21 protein-coding genes and 1 rRNA gene are annotated in these 19,729 nt (G+C 65.2%); 6 read left to right on the top strand and 16 right to left on the bottom strand.

The annotated features are described in order from the left end of the window. The first annotated feature begins 231 nt into the window (after positions 1–231). Positions 232–344: ribosomal RNA gene (gene rrf, locus DFR45_RS02930) — 5S ribosomal RNA — on the top strand. A 79-nt stretch (positions 345–423) separates the two neighbouring features. On the opposite strand, the gene DFR45_RS02935 is transcribed toward rrf, so the two are convergent. From DFR45_RS02935 to argS, 6 genes are all read right to left on the bottom strand, one after another. Then, the gene (locus DFR45_RS02935; RefSeq protein WP_114482215.1) at positions 424–2,001 is read right to left on the bottom strand and encodes an RNA polymerase factor sigma-54; all 1,578 of its coding nucleotides are present in this window, start codon (positions 1,999–2,001) and stop codon (positions 424–426) included. A 49-nt stretch (positions 2,002–2,050) separates the two neighbouring features. Then, complete coding sequence (gene lptB / locus DFR45_RS02940) at positions 2,051–2,818, bottom strand: LPS export ABC transporter ATP-binding protein (RefSeq protein WP_241659317.1); 768 nt, start codon at positions 2,816–2,818, stop codon at positions 2,051–2,053. A 32-nt stretch (positions 2,819–2,850) separates the two neighbouring features. Further along, a complete protein-coding gene (gene lptA / locus DFR45_RS02945) occupies positions 2,851–3,498 on the bottom strand; it encodes a lipopolysaccharide transport periplasmic protein LptA (RefSeq protein WP_114482661.1) in 648 nt (215 codons plus the stop codon). Positions 3,499–3,555: 57 nt separating this feature from the next. Continuing rightward, positions 3,556–4,206: a thiol:disulfide interchange protein DsbA/DsbL gene (locus DFR45_RS02950; RefSeq protein ID WP_114482217.1), complete on the bottom strand. Its 651-nt coding sequence runs from the start codon at positions 4,204–4,206 to the stop codon at positions 3,556–3,558. 78 nt (positions 4,207–4,284) lie between these two features. Beyond that, positions 4,285–4,956 (bottom strand): SPOR domain-containing protein, encoded by a 672-nt coding sequence (locus tag DFR45_RS02955; RefSeq protein ID WP_114482218.1) that lies wholly within the window; start codon positions 4,954–4,956, stop codon positions 4,285–4,287. Positions 4,957–4,967: 11 nt separating this feature from the next. After that, positions 4,968–6,665 (bottom strand): arginine--tRNA ligase, encoded by a 1,698-nt coding sequence (gene argS, locus DFR45_RS02960; protein WP_114482219.1) that lies wholly within the window; start codon positions 6,663–6,665, stop codon positions 4,968–4,970. A gap of 234 nt (positions 6,666–6,899) precedes the next feature. Here argS and DFR45_RS02965 point away from each other — a divergent pair, with 234 nt between their 5' ends. Beyond that, positions 6,900–7,259, top strand: a complete 360-nt coding sequence (locus tag DFR45_RS02965; protein WP_114482220.1) for a PsiF family protein — start codon at positions 6,900–6,902, stop codon at positions 7,257–7,259. 65 nt (positions 7,260–7,324) lie between these two features. On the opposite strand, the gene DFR45_RS02970 is transcribed toward DFR45_RS02965, so the two are convergent. Continuing rightward, the gene (locus DFR45_RS02970; protein WP_114482221.1) at positions 7,325–7,771 is read right to left on the bottom strand and encodes a DUF2214 family protein; all 447 of its coding nucleotides are present in this window, start codon (positions 7,769–7,771) and stop codon (positions 7,325–7,327) included. Between the two features lie 43 nt (positions 7,772–7,814). Next, positions 7,815–8,756, bottom strand: coding sequence for a LysR family transcriptional regulator (locus DFR45_RS02975; protein WP_114482222.1), 942 nt, complete (start codon positions 8,754–8,756; stop codon positions 7,815–7,817). 145 nt (positions 8,757–8,901) lie between these two features. On the opposite strand from DFR45_RS02975, the gene DFR45_RS02980 reads away from it, so the two are divergent. From DFR45_RS02980 to DFR45_RS02995, 4 genes are all read left to right on the top strand, one after another. After that, the gene (locus tag DFR45_RS02980) at positions 8,902–11,133 is read left to right on the top strand and encodes a malate synthase G (RefSeq protein ID WP_114482662.1); all 2,232 of its coding nucleotides are present in this window, start codon (positions 8,902–8,904) and stop codon (positions 11,131–11,133) included. Between the two features lie 150 nt (positions 11,134–11,283). Continuing rightward, positions 11,284–11,655: a (2Fe-2S) ferredoxin domain-containing protein gene (locus DFR45_RS02985; protein ID WP_114482663.1), complete on the top strand. Its 372-nt coding sequence runs from the start codon at positions 11,284–11,286 to the stop codon at positions 11,653–11,655. Between the two features lie 75 nt (positions 11,656–11,730). Next, positions 11,731–12,405: an alpha/beta hydrolase gene (locus DFR45_RS02990; protein WP_114482223.1), complete on the top strand. Its 675-nt coding sequence runs from the start codon at positions 11,731–11,733 to the stop codon at positions 12,403–12,405. A gap of 74 nt (positions 12,406–12,479) precedes the next feature. Further along, a complete protein-coding gene (locus tag DFR45_RS02995; RefSeq protein WP_114482224.1) occupies positions 12,480–13,649 on the top strand; it encodes a D-alanyl-D-alanine carboxypeptidase family protein in 1,170 nt (389 codons plus the stop codon). A gap of 27 nt (positions 13,650–13,676) precedes the next feature. Here DFR45_RS02995 and fliR read toward each other — a convergent pair whose 3' ends face one another. From fliR to DFR45_RS14635, 8 genes are all read right to left on the bottom strand, one after another. Then, positions 13,677–14,438 (bottom strand): flagellar biosynthetic protein FliR, encoded by a 762-nt coding sequence (fliR, locus tag DFR45_RS03000; protein WP_114482225.1) that lies wholly within the window; start codon positions 14,436–14,438, stop codon positions 13,677–13,679. 19 nt (positions 14,439–14,457) lie between these two features. Further along, positions 14,458–14,727: a flagellar biosynthesis protein FliQ gene (gene fliQ / locus DFR45_RS03005; RefSeq protein ID WP_114482226.1), complete on the bottom strand. Its 270-nt coding sequence runs from the start codon at positions 14,725–14,727 to the stop codon at positions 14,458–14,460. A gap of 2 nt (positions 14,728–14,729) precedes the next feature. Then, entirely contained in the window at positions 14,730–15,470 is a 741-nt protein-coding gene (gene fliP / locus DFR45_RS03010) for a flagellar type III secretion system pore protein FliP (RefSeq protein WP_114482227.1), read from the bottom strand. Positions 15,471–15,498: 28 nt separating this feature from the next. After that, positions 15,499–15,897 carry a FliO/MopB family protein gene (locus DFR45_RS03015; protein ID WP_114482664.1) on the bottom strand — a complete coding sequence of 133 codons (399 nt, stop codon included), beginning with the start codon at positions 15,895–15,897 and terminating at the stop codon, positions 15,499–15,501. A gap of 31 nt (positions 15,898–15,928) precedes the next feature. Continuing rightward, a complete protein-coding gene (gene fliN, locus DFR45_RS03020) occupies positions 15,929–16,369 on the bottom strand; it encodes a flagellar motor switch protein FliN (RefSeq protein WP_114482228.1) in 441 nt (146 codons plus the stop codon). Then, a complete protein-coding gene (fliM, locus tag DFR45_RS03025; RefSeq protein WP_114482229.1) occupies positions 16,359–17,363 on the bottom strand; it encodes a flagellar motor switch protein FliM in 1,005 nt (334 codons plus the stop codon). Before fliM ends, fliN begins: the two co-directional genes overlap by 11 nt. Before the next feature lie 17 nt (positions 17,364–17,380). Then, complete coding sequence (locus DFR45_RS03030) at positions 17,381–17,938, bottom strand: flagellar basal body-associated FliL family protein (protein ID WP_114482230.1); 558 nt, start codon at positions 17,936–17,938, stop codon at positions 17,381–17,383. 353 nt (positions 17,939–18,291) lie between these two features. Further along, positions 18,292–19,719, bottom strand: a complete 1,428-nt coding sequence (locus DFR45_RS14635) for a flagellar hook-length control protein FliK (protein ID WP_241659301.1) — start codon at positions 19,717–19,719, stop codon at positions 18,292–18,294. Between the last annotated feature and the right edge of the window lie 10 nt (positions 19,720–19,729).

Raw genomic sequence — 19,729 nt, forward strand, 5'->3', positions numbered from 1 at the left:
GCTAACCAGTACTAATTGCTCGTGCGGCTTGACCCTATAACTTTGACTGACCAAAGCAAAGTTCCAATGCATGCACTCGTATGTAAGTACCCACTGCTCATACTTGTCGCAGCGTCGCTTGTAGGCACACCAAAAAACGCAATCACCAATTCTCCTCGATTCGACTTCTATGATCTTCGCCGCGCTGTCTCCCCCAACATAACAACAACCAACAGCACGGCTTAAGTTTCGCCTGATGACCATAGCAAGCTGGTACCACCCCTTCCCATCCCGAACAGGACCGTGAAACAGCTTCGCGCCGATGATAGTGCGGTTCCCCGTGCGAAAGTAGGTCATCGTCAGGCTCCTCCTGCAACTCCCCCCTCGCCTTCGGCTTGGGGGGTGTTTTTTTGGGGGGGAGCACTCAGCCGAGCGAATTCAAAATCATAGCGCCCGGCGAAGATTGGCTGGCGCTATTTTGAGCGATTCACGGTATTTCGCTACGGTTCGACGTGCGCACTCAATGCCTTGCTCTTTGAGCATTTCAGCGAGTTGGCTGTCTGAGAATGGCTTGGCAGGGTCTTCTGCTGCGACGAACTGCTTGATGAGGGCCCGCACGGCCGTGCTCGAAGCATTGCCGCCCGTTTCCGTGCCCAAGCCTGAGCCGAAAAAGTATTTGAGCTCGAAAGTACCTTGTGGCGTGGCCATGTATTTTGCCGTGGTCACGCGGCTGATGGTGGATTCGTGCAAACCCAGTTCGTCCCCGATATCGCGCAGCACGAGCGGACGCATGGCTATTTCGCCATGAATGAAAAACGCTTTTTGCCGTTCTACGATGGCGCGCGAGACGCGCAAAATCGTGTCGAAGCGCTGTTGGATATTCTTGATGAACCAGCGCGCCTCTTGCAGGCGTTGCTGTAGGGCTTGGTGACTTTCGCCGCCCTTGTGCTCGCGCAGGGCTCCTGCATAGAGCTCATGCACGCGCAGGCGCGGCACCACGTCGGGGTTGAGCTGCACGCTGAATTGGATTGCATCGCCGCGAGTTCGGCCAAGCGTTTTGCGCACAATGACGTCCGGCACGATGAGGTTGCGCTCGACGTTTGCGAAGCGCCTTCCGGGGCGCGGTTCGAGGCGGGAAATCAAGGCCATGGCGGCGCGTGTCGACTCCTCGCTGCTACCGCATGCCTGGCTGAGGCGGCGTACATCGCGTTTGGCCAGCATTTCCAGCGGCTGCTGGCAAATGCACAAGGCTGTTTGCAAAATCTCGGCGTCGGCGCCACCTTCACGCTGCAGTGCCTTGATTTGTAACGTAAGCGCTTCAGCGAGGCTGCGCGCGCCCACTCCGGTGGGTTCTAGGTTTTGCAGCAGGCGCAAAGCTACGCTGAAGTGCTGCTGCAGCTCCTCAACTGCTTCTGGGCCATCGTCGCCCGCCAGCGTGGTTGCCAGCTCTTGAAGAGAGTCTTCGAGATAGCCGTCCTCATTGAGGGATTCGATGAGAAAGTACAGGGCGGCACGATCGGACTCGCCAAGGCGCAAGGAGAGTGCTTGGCGATGCAAAAATTCTGCCAGCGATTCGTGGCTACTTGCAAGGCCGATGGCGTCGATTTCTTCATCGCCGCCATGGCGACCTTCGTGCCCCGACGCATCGCCTCCCCATTGCGGGTCGTCAGGGGAAATCTCGATGCTACCGTCGCCGCTCCAGTCGAGGGCTTCGGCGTCGCGTGGATTTTCTGCGTCATTTTGCTCCTCCGCCCGCGTGTCGTCAGCGTTAATAGCTTCTGAAGTTGCAGCGTCGTGCGCAGCATACGCATCATTTACTGGAGATGCGTCGGCGTGCTCCAGGCCGAAGTCTTCGTGTGCTTCCTCATCCAGGCTGCGCTCTAGGAAAGGGTTTTCGTCGAGCATTTGCTCGACTTCCTGCGCAAGCTCCAAGGTGGAGAGTTGCAGCAAGCGTATCGATTGCTGCAACTGGGGGGTCAGTGCAAGGTGTTGCGAAAGGCGCAGCGAAAGGCCGGGTTTCATGGCGCGTTGTCTGGTGGCGAAGACTGTCGCTGCTGCTGAACCGGCGCGCTCACATGCGGAAGTGCTCGCCCAGATAGACCCGGCGCACTTCGGCGTTTTCGATGATTTCCGATGGCGTACCCTGGGCGAGCACACTGCCATCGCTGATGATGAAGGCGTGGTCGCAGATGCCCAGCGTCTCGCGCACGTTGTGGTCCGTGATGAGCACGCCGATGCCGCGTCCTTTGAGAAAGCCGATGATGCGCTGGATTTCGATGACTGCGATCGGGTCTATGCCGGCAAAAGGCTCGTCGAGCAGGATGAAACGCGGTTGCGTCGCAAGCGCACGGGCGATTTCGACGCGGCGGCGCTCTCCACCCGAGAGCGAAGGGGCCGGAGCGTCGCGCAAATGCTCGACACGCAACTCCTCCAGTAAGCGGTCGAGCCGCTCCTGGATGGTGGCTTCCGAGAGCGGGCGGCCGTCAGGGCCACGCTGCAGTTCGAGCACGGCGCGCACGTTTTCTTCCACGGTGAGTTTGCGAAAGATCGACGCTTCCTGCGGCAGGTACGACAGGCCCAGGCGCGAGCGTTTATGGATGGGCATGTGCGCGATGGAGTGGTCGTCGATGCGGATGTCTCCGCCGTCGCAACGCACCAAGCCCACGATCATGTAAAACGATGTCGTTTTGCCCGCGCCATTGGGGCCGAGCAAACCAACGACCTCGCCGTTGTCCACGCGCAGGGATACGTCCCTCACGACCTTACGGCTGCCGTAGGTTTTTTCGATGTGCAGCACCTCCAAATGGCTGCGCAGCTCGGAGGGCTTGGGAGGTGTCATTACCGCGTCCGAGGCAGGCGTGAGGGCGCTGCTCATGGGTTTTCCAGAGTGCGGCTAGGGCGCAGTGCGGGCGCACTTGCGGAGGCGGCAGGAGATGGTGCGGCCGGCACGGAAGCGGGCTCCTTGGGCGAGAGCATGGCGCGCACGCGCTTACCCGAACCTGCAGCGGAGTCGCTTGTGGCTGTTTTTTTGGGCTGGCCATCGACGGTGAACATGTCTGTGAGGTTGTTATAGACGATGACGGCACCCGTTACTTCGTCGCTCAGCGTGCCGCCACGGTAGCGGCGCAATTCGGCGCGGCGGATGAAGCGCACGGTGTCGGTGCGACCGTCGTACTCGATGACTTCGCCCTCTCCCTCGATGAATTCCTCTGGGGCGCCAGGTGGTGTGTCGCGTTTTTGCCGGAAAAAAGCACGCTTGCCCGGTTCGGCCGTGGCAACGCCGGATTGGTAGCCGTCGGGGTCTTGGTGCACCTCGACCTGAGCGCCGCGCAGCACCATGGTTCCTTTGGTCACCACCACATGCCCGGTGAACACGCTGGTTTGCTTGAGCTCGTCGTGGCGCAGCGCGTCGGCTTCAATGTTCATGGGCTTGCCGCGGTCGGCTTTTTCGGCCAGGGCCACGCCCGAAAAAGCTGTCGCGGCACTCAGCAAAAGAAGGGAGGAGAGCCGGTATTTCATAAAGGCATGGATCTTGCTTTTTTGCATTGTAGCCCGGTCTTCCCGCTGCTCGGGATTTCAGCCCTGGCGTGCCTGCGCGGCGAGGTATTCGACGATTTTGAGCACCGTCTGCATGCTGCCGGCCATGGTTCCATCGGTGTAATAGCGCCCGGCGATGCCCATGGAGGGCACGCCTTCTACACCATAAGCCTCTTGCAATTGCGTTGCGCGGCGCACTTGGTTGGCCACGCCGAAAGATTGGTACATCTCTTTGAACTTGCTTGCGTCTACGCCTTGCTGGGCGATCCAGGCGAAGATGGCCTCGTCTTTGTTGAGCGCCTGGCGCTCCACATGGATGGCGTGGAAGACTTTGGCGTGCAGAGCGTCGAGTTTGCCCATGCCTTCAAGCGCGTAGTAAAGCTTTTGCTGTGGGATGAAGCTGGCGTTGAAGGCTACGGGCACGCGCCGTACGCTGAGAAATTTGGGCGCGCTTTTGAGCCAGGCTTCGAAGCTCGGCTCGAAGGCGTTGCAGTGCGGGCAGCTGTACCAGAAGAATTCGATCACCTCCACCTTGCCTGCGGGGGCATCGGTGGGCACAGGTTTGGCGAGCTTGAGGTAATCCTTGCCCTCTTTGAAGGCCGTTTGCGCTTGGGCCGAAGCGGTGAACGGCCCCATGGTGGCCAATACCAGGGTGGATGCTGTGGACAGCGAAAACGCGCGGCGTTGCATGGTGGAATCTCCGGTCTAGACGAGGGAAAAGGCTATGAGCGCGGAATCTGCAGAAGGTTCTCGCGCCCGCACGCTCACTCAGTGCTGCACGCGCACCAGCGCAGAATCGACCCCTGCGGCTGCGAGCTTGCTTTTGAGGTCCTCGGCGTCGTCGCGTTTGGCAAACGGCCCCACACGCACGCGAAACACGGGGCGCCCGTTTTGTTCGCGCTCGCTCACGCGCGCTTCCCAGCCCAACATGGCGAGCTTGGCGCGCTGGGCATCGGCTTCGGCTTGGCTGTGAAACGCACCGGCCTGCACGAAGTAGTCGAAAGCTCCACCATCGGAAGTTGCAGCCGAGCGTGCGGCGGCGAGGTCGCCCAAAGGGTCGGACGTGCCAGACCTGGTCGCCGTTTTGCCGACTTCCGTCTTGGCCGTGCTGGGGTTGCTGGTTGCGGTGCCGGTCTTGGGGCCGGCGGGCTTGGTTTCTATGGCGGCCGAAGCATCTGCCGTATCGCTGGTTGCAGCGGGAGCGGAGGCCGGCCGTGCGACCGGCGCTGGGTTCTTGCCGTAGAGCGGTGCGTTCGGATCCCAGTTTTTGTTTTTCTGGTCTTCCTGTGCATCTTGCCCGGGCGAGCGGATGACACCCTTGTTCATGAAGGGCACGGGCACTTTGGTGACGTAGACGGCCACGGCCAGGGCGATGCCCAGGCCTACGACCAAGCCGATGATGAAGCCGACGATGGTGCCGCCGTGTTGTTGTTTGTGCATGTTCTGCCCACCTACATTTTTTGCGGCGCCGAGACGCCGAGCATTGCCAGACCATTGCGCAATACCTGCGCCGTGGCCGCGACGAGCGCGAGGCGCGCGCGTTTGACGGTATCGTCATCGACGAGGATGCGCTCGGCGTCGTAATAGCTGTGGTAGCTCGCTGCCAGGTCGCGCAGGTAGAAGGTCACGTCGTGCGGTGCCTCGCTGTGCGTGGCGGCGCTGAGCATGTCGGGGTATTTGGCCAGTTGCAGCATCAGCGCCTGCGCCTCGCGCCCTTGCAGGGGCGAAAGGTCGGCCTGCGCGAGGGTGGCCACGTCACCGCCCCAGGCGGCAAGCACCGAGCAGATACGCGCATGGGCGTACTGCACGTAATACACGGGGTTGTCGTTGTTCTGCGCCACGGCCAGATCGACGTCGAAGGTGTATTCGGTGTCGGGTTTGCGGCTGAGCAGGAAAAAGCGCACCGCGTCCTTGCTCGTCCACTCGATCAGGTCGCGCAAAGTGACGTAGCTGCCCGCGCGCTTGCTGATCTTGACCTCTTGTCCGCCCTTGATCACGCGCACCATGGTGTGCAGCACATAGTCGGGGTAGCCGGGCGGGATGCCGATCTCGAGCGCCTGCAGCCCGGCGCGCACGCGCGCGATGGTGCCATGGTGGTCCGTGCCTTGCACGTTCACGGCCTTGGTGAAGCCGCGCTCCCATTTGGTGACGTGGTAGGCCACGTCGGGCACGAAATAGGTGTAACTGCCGTCTTGCTTGCGCATGACGCGGTCTTTGTCGTCGCCGTACTCGGTGGTCTTGAGCCACAGCGCGCCGTCTTTTTCATAGGTTTTGCCTTTGGCGATCAGACGCTGCACGACTTGCTCGACGCGGCCGCTGGTGTAGAGGCTGGATTCCAAGTAATACTGGTCGAATTTCAGGTCGAAAGCGCGCAGGTCTTTGTCTTGCTCGTGGCGCAGGTAGGCCACGGCAAAATGGCGGATGGACTCGATGTCCTCGACGTCGCCGCTCGCGGTGAAGGCGCAATCGTCGGCCTGCACGGTTTGCCGAGCGAGAAAGGCGTCGGCGATGTCCTGGATGTAGTCGCCGTTGTAAAAATTTTTGCTCTCGGGGTTGTCGGGGTCGGTGGGCCAGCAAGGGTCGCCGGGCTTGAAGCCTTTGGCGCGCAACTGCACGCTGCGCGCGAGCGTTTGGATTTGCACGCCCGCGTCGTTGTAATAAAACTCGCGGTGCACGCTCCAGCCCTGCGAGGCAAACAGGTGGCACAGCGCATCGCCTATGGCTGCCTGGCGCCCATGGCCCACGTGCAGCGGCCCGGTGGGGTTGGCCGAGACGAATTCGACGATCACGCGGCCGCCGTGCGCGGGCCGAAAACCGTAGCGCGCGCCGTCTGTCAGCACCTCGCGCACCACCTGCTGGTGTGCGGCGGGCAACAGGCGCAGGTTGATGAAGCCGGGCCCGGCAATCTCAATGCTCTGTACCCAGCGCTGGAAGGCGGGCGCCGCGAGCAGCGCAGTGCGCAGTCGTTCCGCGACCTGGCGCGGATTGAGCTGCAGCGGCTTGGCCAGCTGCAGCGCGGCGGTGCAGGCGAGGTCGCCGTGCGCAGCCACCTTGGGCGATTCGAACGCCGCCTTGGCGCCGGCCCCGGGGGAGAGTTGTTCGAGTGCAGCCGCCAGGTCGGCGAGCAATTCTTGTTTGACGCAAAGCATCGCGCGATTCTACGGGGCGCTCTGGCGCTCTGGCGCTCTGGCGCTCTGGCGCGACGGCAGGCGGGGCTGTCCGTGCCGCCGCCAATCTTGGTCAGGGCGAAGCTGTGGCGTTTGCGGCACGCGCGGGCTTGGTGGTCTGCTGTGGGCCGTTGTGGGCGCTTGGGGGGTATGCTGCAATGCGAGCGGGGCGCCTTGCCCTGTTGACTCCTTTATCTACCCTTTCAGGAGAACCGCATGAAGCAATTTCTTTCCATGACCGCTTTGGGTCTGGCGCTCGCGATGGGCGCTGCCCACGCCGCCGACAGCGCCAGCGCCGCGACCGCTGCAGCGAGCAAGCCCGCCGCAGCGCCCACGACCCAGCAGGAAAAAATGAAGGCCTGCAACGCCCAGGCCAAAGGCAAGAAGGGCGATGAGCGCAAGGCCTTCATGAAAGAATGTCTGAGCAACAAACCCGCTGGCGCGCCTGCGGCTGCAGCCAGTCAAGCTGCCGCACCCCAAACGCAGCAGGAAAAGATGAAGGCCTGCAGCGCCGAGGCCAAAGGCAAGAAAGGCGACGAGCGCAAGGCTTTCATGGCCGAATGCCTCAAGAAATGAGCCTGCGCCGCTGAACGAAAAGGCCGGCCGCGTGCCGGCCTTTGATTTTGCAGGAGCGGCTTGCCTTACCAACCGCGCGCCCAGAACACGGCGAGCACCGCGATCACGGGCAGCAGGTGCGACTCGAACATGATGAGCCGGCGCACCGTGCGCACCGCGTCGGCATTGGGCAGCGCTCCTGTGGAGTGAAGGGTGCGCTGCCAGCGGCGCAAAGCCAGCGTGGGCGCCACATGCAAGGCCGCCATGAGCACGAACAGCGTCACCTTGAGGTGCAAGAGCGGCTGCGGTGCATACCAGGCGGCGCCCTTGATGCCCCAGAACACGCGCGCAAGCCCTGTGGCCAGCACCGCGAGCAGGCAGACGATGTAGATCAGGTTCAGCCGGTTCAGGCGCTGCACCACGGCGGCGTTGAGCCATTCGATGCGACACAGCGCCGCCTGGCTCGAGAGGAACACCGTCAAGGTCAATACGGCCAGCAGGTGCAGCGCGGCCAGCAGAGCTTCGAGGGTCATGGCGGATGCTCCTTCAGAGAGGAAAGCCCAGGAGATGGAGTCTTCAGGCAGCCTGCCCAAAAAACCCCGGCTGGGCGTAATTGTGCTTGAGGAAGTCTATCCACAGGCGCAGGCGCAGCGGCAGGTGTTTGCGTTGCAAAAACACCGCGTAAATGCCGCTGGGCGGCGCAGCGTAGGCCGCCAGCACTTCGACGAGGCGGCCCGCGGCGATGTCGGCGGCCACTTCCCAGGTGCTGCGCCAGGCGATGCCGTGGCCCGCGAGGCACCAGTCGTGCAGCACCTGGCCATCCGAGCAGTCGAGCGGCCCGGCGGGTTTGAAATGCATGATTTCGCTGCTGCCACCACTGCCACCACCACTGGACGCCGGCACGCGAAACGCCCAGCCGCGCGTCTGCGCTGCCGCGCTCGAGAGCGCGAGGCAATCGTGCGCCGCCAGATCGCTCGGGTGCTGCGGCGTGCCGCGGCGCTGCAGGTACTCGGGCGTGGCCACGCACAGGCGCCGGTTGTCTGCGAGGCGGATGCTCACGAGCGACGAGTCGGGCAAGTCACCCACGCGCACCGCGCAGTCGAAGCCCTCGGCGGCCAGATCGAGCACGCGGTCGCTGAGTGACAGCGATAGCGTCACCTCGGGGTGCGCCGCGCGAAACTGCGGCAGCAGCGGTGCGACGTGGCGGCGCCCGAAGCCCGCGGGCGCCGTGATGCGCAAATGCCCGGCCGCGCGCACGCCGCCCGCCGACACGCTGGCCTCGGCATGGGCCACGTCGGCGAGCAGGCGCTGGCAGTCTTCGAGAAAGGCGCTGCCCTCGTGCGTGAGGCTGATGCGCCGCGTGGTGCGCACGAGCAGTTTGACGCCCAGGTGCGCCTCGAGCGCGTCGATGCGCCGCCCGATCAGCGCGGGCGCCACGCCTTCAGCGCGCGCTGCGGCGCTCAGGCTGCCGCGCGTGGCCACGGCGACGAAGGAGGCAAACGCCTTGAACTTGTCCATCCGTTTTCACTTTTGCAAAAAAGTTGCAGGTTTCGATATTTTCAAGGGATTTATGTGTGCGGACAAATCGAATACAGTGGCCGACTCTTTCTCGCACGCGCAGCGTGCGCCCGCTTTTTGCTCCCTTTTGCGCAAGGAAACCCCGATGACCGCACGCACCACCGTCCACCGCCTGCAGGTGGCCACCATCTTGTACGACTTCATCGAGCAGCAGGTGCTGCCCGGCACCGGCGTGGAGAGTGCCGCGTTCTGGCGCGGCTTCGATGCCATCGTGGCCGACCTCGCGCCCAAGAACATCGCTTTGCTGGCCGAGCGCGACCGCCTGCAAGCCGAGCTCGACGCCTGGCACAAGGCCCACCCCGGCCCCATCCAGGACATGGCCGCGTACCGCGCCTTCCTCGAAAAAATCGGCTACCTCGTACCGCAGCCCACAAAGGTGCAGGCGACCACAGCAAACGTCGATGCCGAGCTCGCCACGCAGGCTGGCCCGCAGCTCGTCGTGCCGATTTTGAACGCACGCTACGCGCTCAACGCCGCCAATGCACGCTGGGGGAGCCTGTACGACGCGCTCTACGGCACCGACGTGCTGCCCGAAACCGACGGCGCGACCAAGCGCACGCCCGACGGCAAGGCCTACAACCCGGTGCGCGGCGCCAAGGTGATCGCCTACGTGCGCCGCCTGCTCGACGAATTTGCGCCGCTGGCGCAGGGCTCGCACAGCGAGGCCACGGCCTACCGCGTGGAAGGCGCGCGCCTGGCCGTGGCGCTGCAAGGTGGCGCCAGCACGGGGCTCCAAGACGCCGCACAGTTCGTCGGCTACCGCGGTGACGCGGCCCAGCCCAGCGCCGTGCTGCTGCGTCACCACGGCCTGCACATCGAGATCCAGATCAACCGCAACACGCCCATAGGCCAGAGCGACGCCGCAGGCGTGAGCGACGTGGTGCTCGAAGCCGCGCTCTCCACCATTCTCGACCTCGAAGACTCGGTGGCCGCGGTCGACGCCGAAGACAAGCTGCTGGGCTACAGCAACTGGCTGGGCATCCTGCGCGGCACGCTCACCGAATCGTTCGAGAAAAACGGCCAGACCCTCACGCGCGGCCTCAACCCCGACCGCAGCTACACCGCACCCGATGGCCAGGGCACGGTGCGCCTGCACGGGCGCTCGCTGCTGTTCGTGCGCAACGTGGGTCATTTGATGACCAACCCGGCCATCCTCTACACCGCCGCCGACGGCACGGTCAAGGAGATCCCCGAAGGCATCATGGACGCCGTCGTCACCACCACGATCGCGTTGCACGACCTGCAAGGCCACGGCAAGCTGTCCTCGGGCGAGGCGCTGCGCAACTCGCGCGCGGGCTCGGTGTATATCGTTAAGCCCAAGATGCACGGCCCGGCCGAAGTGGCCTTTGCTGCGGAATTGTTCGGCCGCGTCGAGCAGATGCTGGGCCTGCCGGACAGCACCGTGAAGCTCGGCATCATGGACGAAGAACGCCGCACCAGCGTGAACCTCAAGGCCTGCATTGCCGCCGCCGCGAGCCGCGTGGCCTTCATCAACACGGGCTTCCTTGACCGCACAGGCGACGAAATCCACACCGCGATGCACGCCGGCCCGATGATCCGCAAGGGCGACATGAAGAGCAGCGCCTGGATTCAGGCGTATGAGAAGAACAACGTGCTCGTGGGCCTGGGCTGCGGGCTGCGCGGCAAGGCGCAGATCGGCAAGGGCATGTGGGCCGCGCCCGACCTCATGGCCGCGATGCTCGAGCAAAAAATCGCCCACCCCAAGGCCGGCGCCAACACTGCCTGGGTGCCCAACCCCACCGCGGCCACGCTGCACGCGCTGCACTACCACCAGGTCAACGTCGCGCAGGTGCAGCAAGAGCTCGAAAAAATCGACGCCGATGCACAGCGCGAAAGCCTGCTGCAGGGCCTGCTCACGGTGCCCGTCGCGAGCCAGCCGAACTGGAGCGCGCAGGAGCGCCAGGAAGAGCTCGACAACAACCTCCAGGGCATTCTGGGCTACGTGGTGCGCTGGGTCGATCAGGGCGTGGGCTGCTCCAAGGTGCCCGACATCCACAACATCGGCCTCATGGAAGACCGCGCCACGCTGCGCATCAGCAGCCAACACGTGGCCAACTGGCTGCTGCATGGTGTGGTGGGCAGCGAGCAGGTGCGCGCCACCTTCGAGCGCATGGCCGCCGTGGTCGATGGGCAAAACGCCGGCGATCCGCTGTACCGCCCCATGGCAGGCCACTTCGACACCAGCATGGCGTACCAGGCGGCGTGCGATCTGGTCTTCAAGGGCCTCACGCAGCCCAGCGGCTACACCGAACCGCTGCTGCATGCCTGGCGCCTCAAGGTGAAGGCTGCGCGCTGAGGCGCATAGCCTGCAGATGCTTTTGTATTGATAGCTGCTGGCGCTTGATGGACGAGCGCCAGAGGCTGTTTTTGCCTGAAAATGTGCGGCCATGCCAGCGCCACAGGTTTTTACATCGACGCGCCGGCAATCGCAGTACGATTGCCGGCCATGAATGACACCACCACCACCGGAACGTCCGGCGCTGCGCCCGCCTCTTCGTACTACCAGCGCCACATCTTCTTTTGCCTCAACGAGCGCCCGAACGGCGAGGCTTGCTGCGGCCAGCATGGCGCGCAGGCGGCTTTCGAGCGCTGCAAGGTGCTGGTCAAGGAAGCCGGTCTATCGGGCCCCGGCAAGGTGCGCGTGAACAAGGCCGGCTGTCTGGATCGTTGCGCCGGCGCCCCCGTGGCCGTGGTGTATCCCGAGGCCGTTTGGTACACCTACGTGGATGCGAGCGACATCGAGGAAATTTTCCACTCGCACCTGCAAAACGGCCAGGTGGTCGAGCGCCTGCTGCTGCCGCCCGATGTGGGCCATTGAGGAACTTTCTAGCCTTTTTGGCCTCTAGCGCTGGCGTATCAAGCGCTAGTAGCTATCAAAAAGTAAGTTCCGAAGATGAAAACCCACACCGAACGCCTGCTGCTGCCCGGCCCTGCGGGCACGATCGAAGTGGCGCGCGATGTGCCAAACAGCGTGCCCGCCGGTGCGCCGCCGCGCGGCGTGGCCGTGATCGCGCATCCGCACCCGCTGTTCGGCGGCACCATGGACAACAAGGTGGTGCAGACGCTCGCGCGTGCCTTCGTGCAGGCGGGCTGGACGGCGCTGCGCTTCAACTTCCGCGGCGTGGGCGCGAGCAGCGGCACGCACGACGAGGGGCGCGGCGAGCTGCAGGACCTGCTGGCTGTGGTGCAGCAGCTCGCGCCGCCCGCGCAAGATGGCCTGCCGGCGCAGCCGCTCGCGCTGGCCGGGTTCTCGTTCGGCGCCTTCGTCACGAGCCACGCACTGGCCGCGCTGTGGCCCGAGCGGCGCATCGCGCATGTGGTGCTCGTGGGCACGGCGACCACGCGCTTTGCCGTCGCGCCCGTGCCGCCCGAGGCGCAGCTGCGCACGCTGGTGCTGCACGGCGAGCAAGACGACGTCGTGCCGCTGGCCAGCGTGTTCGACTGGGCGCGCCCGCAGGCGCTGCCCGTGATGGTGATCCCGGGCGTCGGGCATTTCTTCCACGGCCAGCTGCCGCTGCTCAAAAGCCTGGTGCTGCGCCACCTGCGCGCGACGGCGGACGACGCCTGATCGCGCGTTTTGTCCCGGCGTGCCAGGGCAGAGCAGCAAGCGCTTCCTTTTTTGTTTTTTACCGAATTTCTTCCATGCAACGCCTTTTTGCCACTTTCCGCTCTTTCGCCCTCGCCCTGGGTTTGGCCGGCGCGACGCTGCTCGCGCAGGCGCAGACCCCACAGCCGCCCGAAATCGCCGCGCGCGCCTATCTGCTGCTCGACGTGACGGCGCAGCAGACGCTCGCGGGCAAGAACATCGACATGCCGGTGGAGCCCGCCTCGCTGACCAAGCTCATGACGGCCTACCTCGTCTTCGACGCGCTGCGCTCCAAAAAGATCGACCTGCAGCAAAAGCTGCCCGTGAGCGAGCGCGCCTGGAAGATGCCCGGCTCGCGCATGTTCATCGACCCGAAGATGCAAGTGCCCGTCGATGACCTGCTGCGCGGCATGATCATCCAGTCGGGCAACGACGCCACCATGGCGCTGGCCGAAGGCGTGGGCGGCACGGTGGAAAACTTCGTGCGCCTCATGAACGAGCAGGCCAAGGCGCTGGGCATGAAGAACACCAGCTACAAAAACCCCGAGGGCCTGACCGAGCCCGGCCACACCACCACGGCGCGCGACCTCGGCATCCTCGCAACGCGGCTGATGCACGACTTTCCGCAGTACATGCACTACTACGCGACCAAGCACTACACCTACCCCGGCACGCCCGCCTCGAACGGCAACAACCGCAACCTGCTGCTGTTTCGCGATCCCACGGTCGATGGCCTGAAGACCGGCCACACCGAGGCCGCGGGCTATTGCCTCGTCGCCACGGCGCACCGCGAGGTGCCCAAGGTCGGCCAGCGCCGCCTGCTGTCGGTGATGCTCGGTGCCGCGAGCGAAAACGCGCGCGCCACCGAGAGCCAGAAGCTGCTCAACTGGGGCTATACGGCGTTCGACGCCGTCAAGCTGTTCGACGCCGGCCAGCCCGTGGCCACGCCGGCCATCTGGAAGGGTCAGCAGAACACCATCAAATTAGGCCGCGCGGAGCCCATCATCGTCGCCGTGCCCGCGGGCAGCGCCGGCAAACTCAGCACGCAAGTCGTGCGTCCTGACCCGCTTGTGGCGCCCATCGCCAAGGGCCAGCAGGTGGGCACACTGAAGATTGCGCTCGATGCGCAGCCGCTGAACGAAGTGCCGCTCGTGGCGCTCGAGGGCGTGGAGCAGGCGGGTTTCCTGGGCCGCGCCTGGGATGCGCTGCGCTTGTGGATCAAATAGTGCTGCGGCGCTGCATGCCGCGCGCCGTCAGCCAAACAAGTCGATCGTGCGCTGCAGCAAAGACAGCAAAGGCTGCTCCAGCATGGGCAGCGTGGCGGCGATGCCCAGCAGCCCCACGCTGAGCGTGACCGGGAAGCCCACGGCGAAGATGTTCATCTGCGGCGCCACGCGCGAGATGATGCCCATCGCGAGGTTCACGAACAGCAGCAGCGCGATCATGGGCAGCGCGATCCACAGCGCGCTCGAAAACACCGCCGCGCCGAGCTGAACGATCTGCATGGTGGCGAGCGCCTGCAAAAAGCTGCCGTCGGCGGGAAAGCGCTCGAAGCTTTTGACCACGGCCATGAGCACGAGCAAATGCCCATTGACCACGATGAAGAGCAGCGTCGCAATGTGGCCAAAGAACTGCCCCACGGCGCTGGTCTGGGCATTGCTCGTGGGGTCGAAAAAAGAAGCGAAATTCAGGCCCATTTGCAGGCCCACGACCTCGCCCGCGAGCTCCACCGCGGCAAACACCAGGCGCGCGGCAAAGCCCACGGCCAGGCCCACGGTGAGCTGCTGCGCGACGGCGCCCAGCGCGGCGGGCCCCGTGAAGTCAATACGCGGTTGATCGGCGAGCACGGCCTGTGCGCACAGCGCCACGAAAAAGGCCAGGCCGATCTTCACGCGCATGGGAATGGCGCGCATGGAAAACACCGGCGCCACCGAAAACAGCGCGAGCACGCGCAGAAACGGCCACAGCAGCGGCGCGATCCAGGCCACGAGCTGGGCTTCGGAGAGGGAGATCATTGCGTGCCGGGCAGTCTGGTCAACCCACCGCGCCGGGGATGGCCTCCAGCGTGCGGCGGATGTAGTCCACCAGCGCGCTGAGCATCCACGGGCCCGCGAGCGCGAACACGAGCACGGCGGCGATGAGCTTGGGCACGAAAGCCAGCGTGGCCTCGTTGATCTGCGTGACGGCCTGGAAGATGCTCACGAGCAAGCCCACGAGCAGCACTGCGCCCAGCACGGGCATGGAGATCATGAGCAGCTGCATCAGGGCTTCCTGGCCCATGGTGAGGACGGTTTGGGCGTTCATGGTCAGGTCACGAAACTTGCGGCGAGCGAGCCAATGAGCAGGTTCCAGCCGTCGGCGAGCACGAACAGCATGAGCTTGAACGGCAGCGCCACGAGCACGGGCGAGAGCATCATCATGCCCAGCGACATGAGGATGCTCGAGACCACCATGTCGATCACGAGGAAGGGGATGAACACCATGAAGCCGATCTGGAACGCCGTCTTGAGCTCGCTGGTCACAAAAGCCGGCACCAGCACGCGCAGCGGCGCGGTCTCGGCGGTGGTTTTGGCGTCGAGCTTGGCCAGGCGCGCGAACAGCGCAAAGTCGGACTGGCGCGTCTGCTTGAGCATGAAGCCGCGCAGCGGCGCCTCGGCCTTATCGAGCGCCTGCTCGAAGCTCAGCGTGCTCTTGGTGTAGGGTAAATAGGCGTCCTGGTAGACGCGCTCCAGCGTCGGCCCCATGACGAAAAAGGTGAGGAACAGCGACAGCCCGATGATGACCTGGTTGGGCGGCGCCGCCTGCGTGCCCAGCGCCTGGCGCAGCAGCGACAGCACGATCACGATGCGCGTGAACGCCGTCATCATGAGCAGCACCGCGGGCAAAAAAGACAGCGCGGTGAAAAACAGCAGCGTCTGGATAGGCACGGAGTAGCTCGTGCCCGCGCTGCCGCTGCCCACGAGCAGGGGCAGCGTGCCAGGCGTCTGCGCGGCAACGGGGAGCTGCACGAGCAGCACGCCCGAGAGCGCGAGCAGTGTCCGGCGCATTGCCCCCGGCCACTTGGGACTTGCGCGCTCAGCCATGACCGCCCTTGCCCGGCGCGGGCTGCGTCTGCGCCAGCGTCTGCGCGAACGAGGCCGCTGCGGCGGGGGCTGATGCCGGGGTGTCCAATGCGCAGGCCAGCGGCGTAGTGCCCGACTTGGCCTGCGTTTCGGCGCCGGGCTGCAGCACATGCAGGCAGTTGATGTGCTGCGCCGTGACGCCGAGCACGAGCCAGCTGCGCGCGCCCTCGGGGCCGACTTCGACGGTGAGCACGCGCTGCTGCGGCCCCACGGCCACGGCCGAGAGCACGCGCACGCCCGCGCCAGCCGCACCCACGTGCGCGAGCCGGCGCTGCTGCAGGCGCCGCACCAGCCAGGGCAGCAGTGCGAGCGCGCCCACGAACAGCAGCAGCAATGCGAGCGGCTGGCTCATGTTGGCCATGTTTGCACCATCCTGCTCGGGCTCAACCGCGGCTGAGCCGGCGCAGGCGCTCGGACGGTGTGACCACGTCGGTCAGGCGGATGCCGAACTTGTCGTTCACCACCACGACCTCCCCCTGGGCGATCAGGTAGCCGTTGACCAGCACGTCCATGGGCTCGCCCGCGAGCGCGTCGAGCTCGACCACCGAGCCCTGCGCGAGCTGCAGGATGTATTTGATCGGCACCTTGGTGCGCCCCAGTTCGACCGACAGCTGCACGGGGATGTCGAGCACGCGGCTGATGTCGCCCACGGGCGGCTCGCCGGCGACGCTCGCGGGGTGCACGGGCTCGCCCGAGAGCGGGCCGCCCTGCTCGGCATCGTGCGCCTGTTGGTCGGCGGCTTTTTGTTCCTCGAGCGCCTGCGCCCAGTCGGCAAAGTCGTCACCACTCGCGGCGTTGTTATCGGGGGTGTTGTCAGTGGCCATTTCTTTCTCCCATCCAGTCCGCATCAGCGGCGCGCAGGCACTCTTCGATGCGGATCGCGTATTTCGTGTTGTGCGTGCCGTATTGGCATTCGAACAGCGGCACGCCATCGACCGAAGCCTGGATGCGGGGCTGGCGGTCGAGTTCGATGAAGTCGCCGGGTTTCATCGCGAGCAGTTGTTCCACGGTCAGCTCGGTTTGCGCAAGTTCGGCGACGAGCGTCACTTCCGCTGCCTGGATCTCGCGCGAGAGCACCTTGACCCAGCGCCTGTCGACCTCGATCGAATCGCCCTGCGTCGCCGAATAAAGGATGTCGCGTATGGGTTCGAGCGTGGCGTAGGGCATGCAGATGTGGATGGCGCCCGCAATCTCCCCGATTTCAAGCTGAAAGGCCGTGGAGACGACGATCTCGCTGGGCGTGGCGATGTTGGCAAACTGCGGCTGCATCTCCGAGCGCTGGTAGCTGAGTTCGAGCGGGTAAATGCCTTGCCAGGCTTTTTTGTATTCGGCGCAAATCACGTCGACGAGGCGCTGGATCACGCGCTGTTCGGTGGGCGAGAAGTCGCGCCCTTCGATGCGCGTTTGGAAACGTCCGACGCCGCCATACAGACTGTCGATGACGCCGAAGACGATGGACGGCTCGCACACGATCAGGCCGCTGCCACGCAAGGGGCGCACGGCCATGATGTTGAAATTGGTGGGCACCACGAGCTCGCGCAAGAAAGCGCTGTAGCGCTGAACCTGCACCGTGCCCACGGAAATCTCGGGGCTGCGGCGGATGAGGTTGAACAGGCCGATGCGGAAATTGCGGGCAAAGCGCTCGTTGACGATCTCCATCGTGGGCATGCGCCCGCGCACGATGCGCTCCTGGCTCGCGAGGTCGTACTTGCGTATGCCGCCGCTTTCGATGGTTTCCTTCGCGGCCTTTTGGCTCTCGCCCGTGACGCCTTCGAGCAGGGCGTCGACTTCTTCCTGGGACAGAAATGCTTCGCTCATGCGCGCTCCTTGCCCGGCTATTGGATGATGAAGCTCGAGAACAGCACGCGCCGCACGGGGTTGTCGGCGTCGGAGCGCGCTGCGCTGGCCCCTTTTTTGGCGGGCAGGGCATAGCCGAGCGGGCGCGAGACCTCGCGGCGGATGTCCTCTGCCAATGCCTCCTTGCCCTCGCGCTGCAGCAACTCGTCGGAGGTGCGTTGCGAAATCAGCAGCAAGATGGCGTTGCGGATGGTGGGCAGGTATTGCTTGACTTGCTCGGCCGTCTTGGGGTCGGAGAGCTCCAGCGTGATGCCGATCTGTGCAAAGCGGTCGCCCCCCGGGTCGGCCAGGTTCACCACCATGTTCTCGAGGGGCAAATAAGTGGGCGGTGCGGGGGGCTCCGCTTTGTGTGACTGCGCAGTCCCTGCCTCGTCGTCCAGGGGCGCGTGTGAGCGCTGGTACATGATCCAGGCCGCGCCACCTCCTGAGGCTGCGAGCAGCACGAGCACCACGGCGAGCACGATGAGCAGCCGTTTCTTGCTCTTGGCTGGAGCCGCGGCGGTCTCAGGTGCCGCTGGGGAAGATGGAGGGGGCACGTTCGGATTCCTCGGTGGATGGCGGTCGGCAGGCAATGCCCAAATCGAAGCAATGGGTCAACCATTCTGGATGGACGCAAACCAGGAGGCAGCGTGGTGTTTTGCCACGAGGAGAACGCCTTGCCACACCTCGATTCGGGTCAGTCGTGCCATTATGGGCAGCGCGGCCATGGATCATAGCCAGAATAGCGCCGGGAAAACGGTGGAAAACGGTGCATCCGCACGGCTGCCACGGGCGCAGGGGATGCGCCCAAGGCCACTTTGGCTGCTCTTGCAAATGCCCCGCTGGCATTATCAAAAACATAGCTGTTCACGCTTGATGTATCTGCGTCAACGGCACAAAAGTTCCGGCATCAGGCAAAAACGTCGAGCGCGCGCCGCACGTCCACGCGCGTGCGCAGACCGGCGCCCGAGCTTGCAGGTGCAGCCACGACCAGCCCCTGCGCGCGGCCTGGCCGCCCTGGCGCTGTCTGCTCCTGCGCTTGCCCGCCGGCAGCCTGTCCCTGGCCTTGCGCCGGGGTGCCTACGCTCGTGCCCGTGAGCACCAGTCCCTGGCCCTGCAGCAACTCGCGCAGCTGCGCCATGTTCGCGTCGAGCAGTGCGCGCGTCTGCGCCTGGTCGGTCATGAAGTGCACGCGCGCTTCGTTGCCCGTGAGCGACACGCTGACCTGCACCGCGGCGCCGCCCTGATCTACGGTCATTTCGGCGTTCTGCGTCGTCTGGTGCACCCAGTAGCTGATCTGCTGCGCAAGCCGGTCATCGGCCCCGACCTGCGTCGGGTCGGCGAGCACGGCGCCGGCATCGGCAGCGCCCGCGGCCTGCTGCAGCGTCGAACCGAAGGTGCTGCCGCCCACAACGGCCACAGCCTGCGGCGCGGCACCGCCGTCTCCCGCGCGGCCTTTGGCGCGCAACCCATCGCCTGCCATGCCCGCAGTGGCTGCGCTGGCCGCGGTGATGAGCGCATCGCGCGCTGCGGCTTGGGCCGTCGCTGGCGTGGTCTGCAAGGCGCTGAATGACGGGTCGCTGCGTGGCGCGGCGTCGGCCCCGCGCGCCCCGGCGCTGGCGGCATCGGTGGGTGTGGCTGGCAGGCCGGCGCCCGCCAGCGCACCGGCGGCGGCGTGGCCGGCGTGCGCCCCAGGCGTGCCGGGTATGCCGGGTATGCCGGGCGTCGTCGCGGCTTGCGCTGCCGCGCCGTCCACAAGGCCCGCCTGCGCTGCGCTGCGCGCCAGGGTGCGGCGCAAGGCCTGCGGCCCTTGTGGACCCGGCAGGGTTTGGGGGCCGGCGGTGTCGGCCGCCTGATCGAGCCGCGCCGTCTGCGCAACCAGGCCATGGGGTTGTGCAATGGTGGCCGGCGCGTCGAACGCCATGCTGTAGCCTAGACCGGCCAGAAGCCCGTGTTGCGCTGCTTCATCCGCACCATCACCCACCGCAGCGCGCGCCGCGCCCTGGGCAGTGCCATGCAATTGCGGGCCAGGACCGAAAATGCCTTGCCAGGCCACCAGTGCAGAAGGGTCGGCCAGGGTGGTGGCAGCGTCCGTCGCCTCATCGCCAGCCGCAGCACCGCTATTCGAAGGGCCACTTGCAACCTCCTGGCCGGCGGGCACGGCAATGGCTTGCTGCGCTGTGGCGCCATCGAGCGCGAGCAGCAAGGCCGCAAAGCCGCCACGGCCTTGCGATCCCGCCTGCGTCTTGGGGTCAGCGGCGGCCTTGTCGGATGAGGTCTGCGCAGGCTGCGGCGCGCTGGGCGCAGGCGCAGAGGGGGCGATGCGTGCAGGTTCCATGGTCATTGCT

The organism is Extensimonas vulgaris (assembly GCF_003337425.1).
GTDB classification, from domain to species: domain Bacteria; phylum Pseudomonadota; class Gammaproteobacteria; order Burkholderiales; family Burkholderiaceae_C; genus Extensimonas; species Extensimonas vulgaris.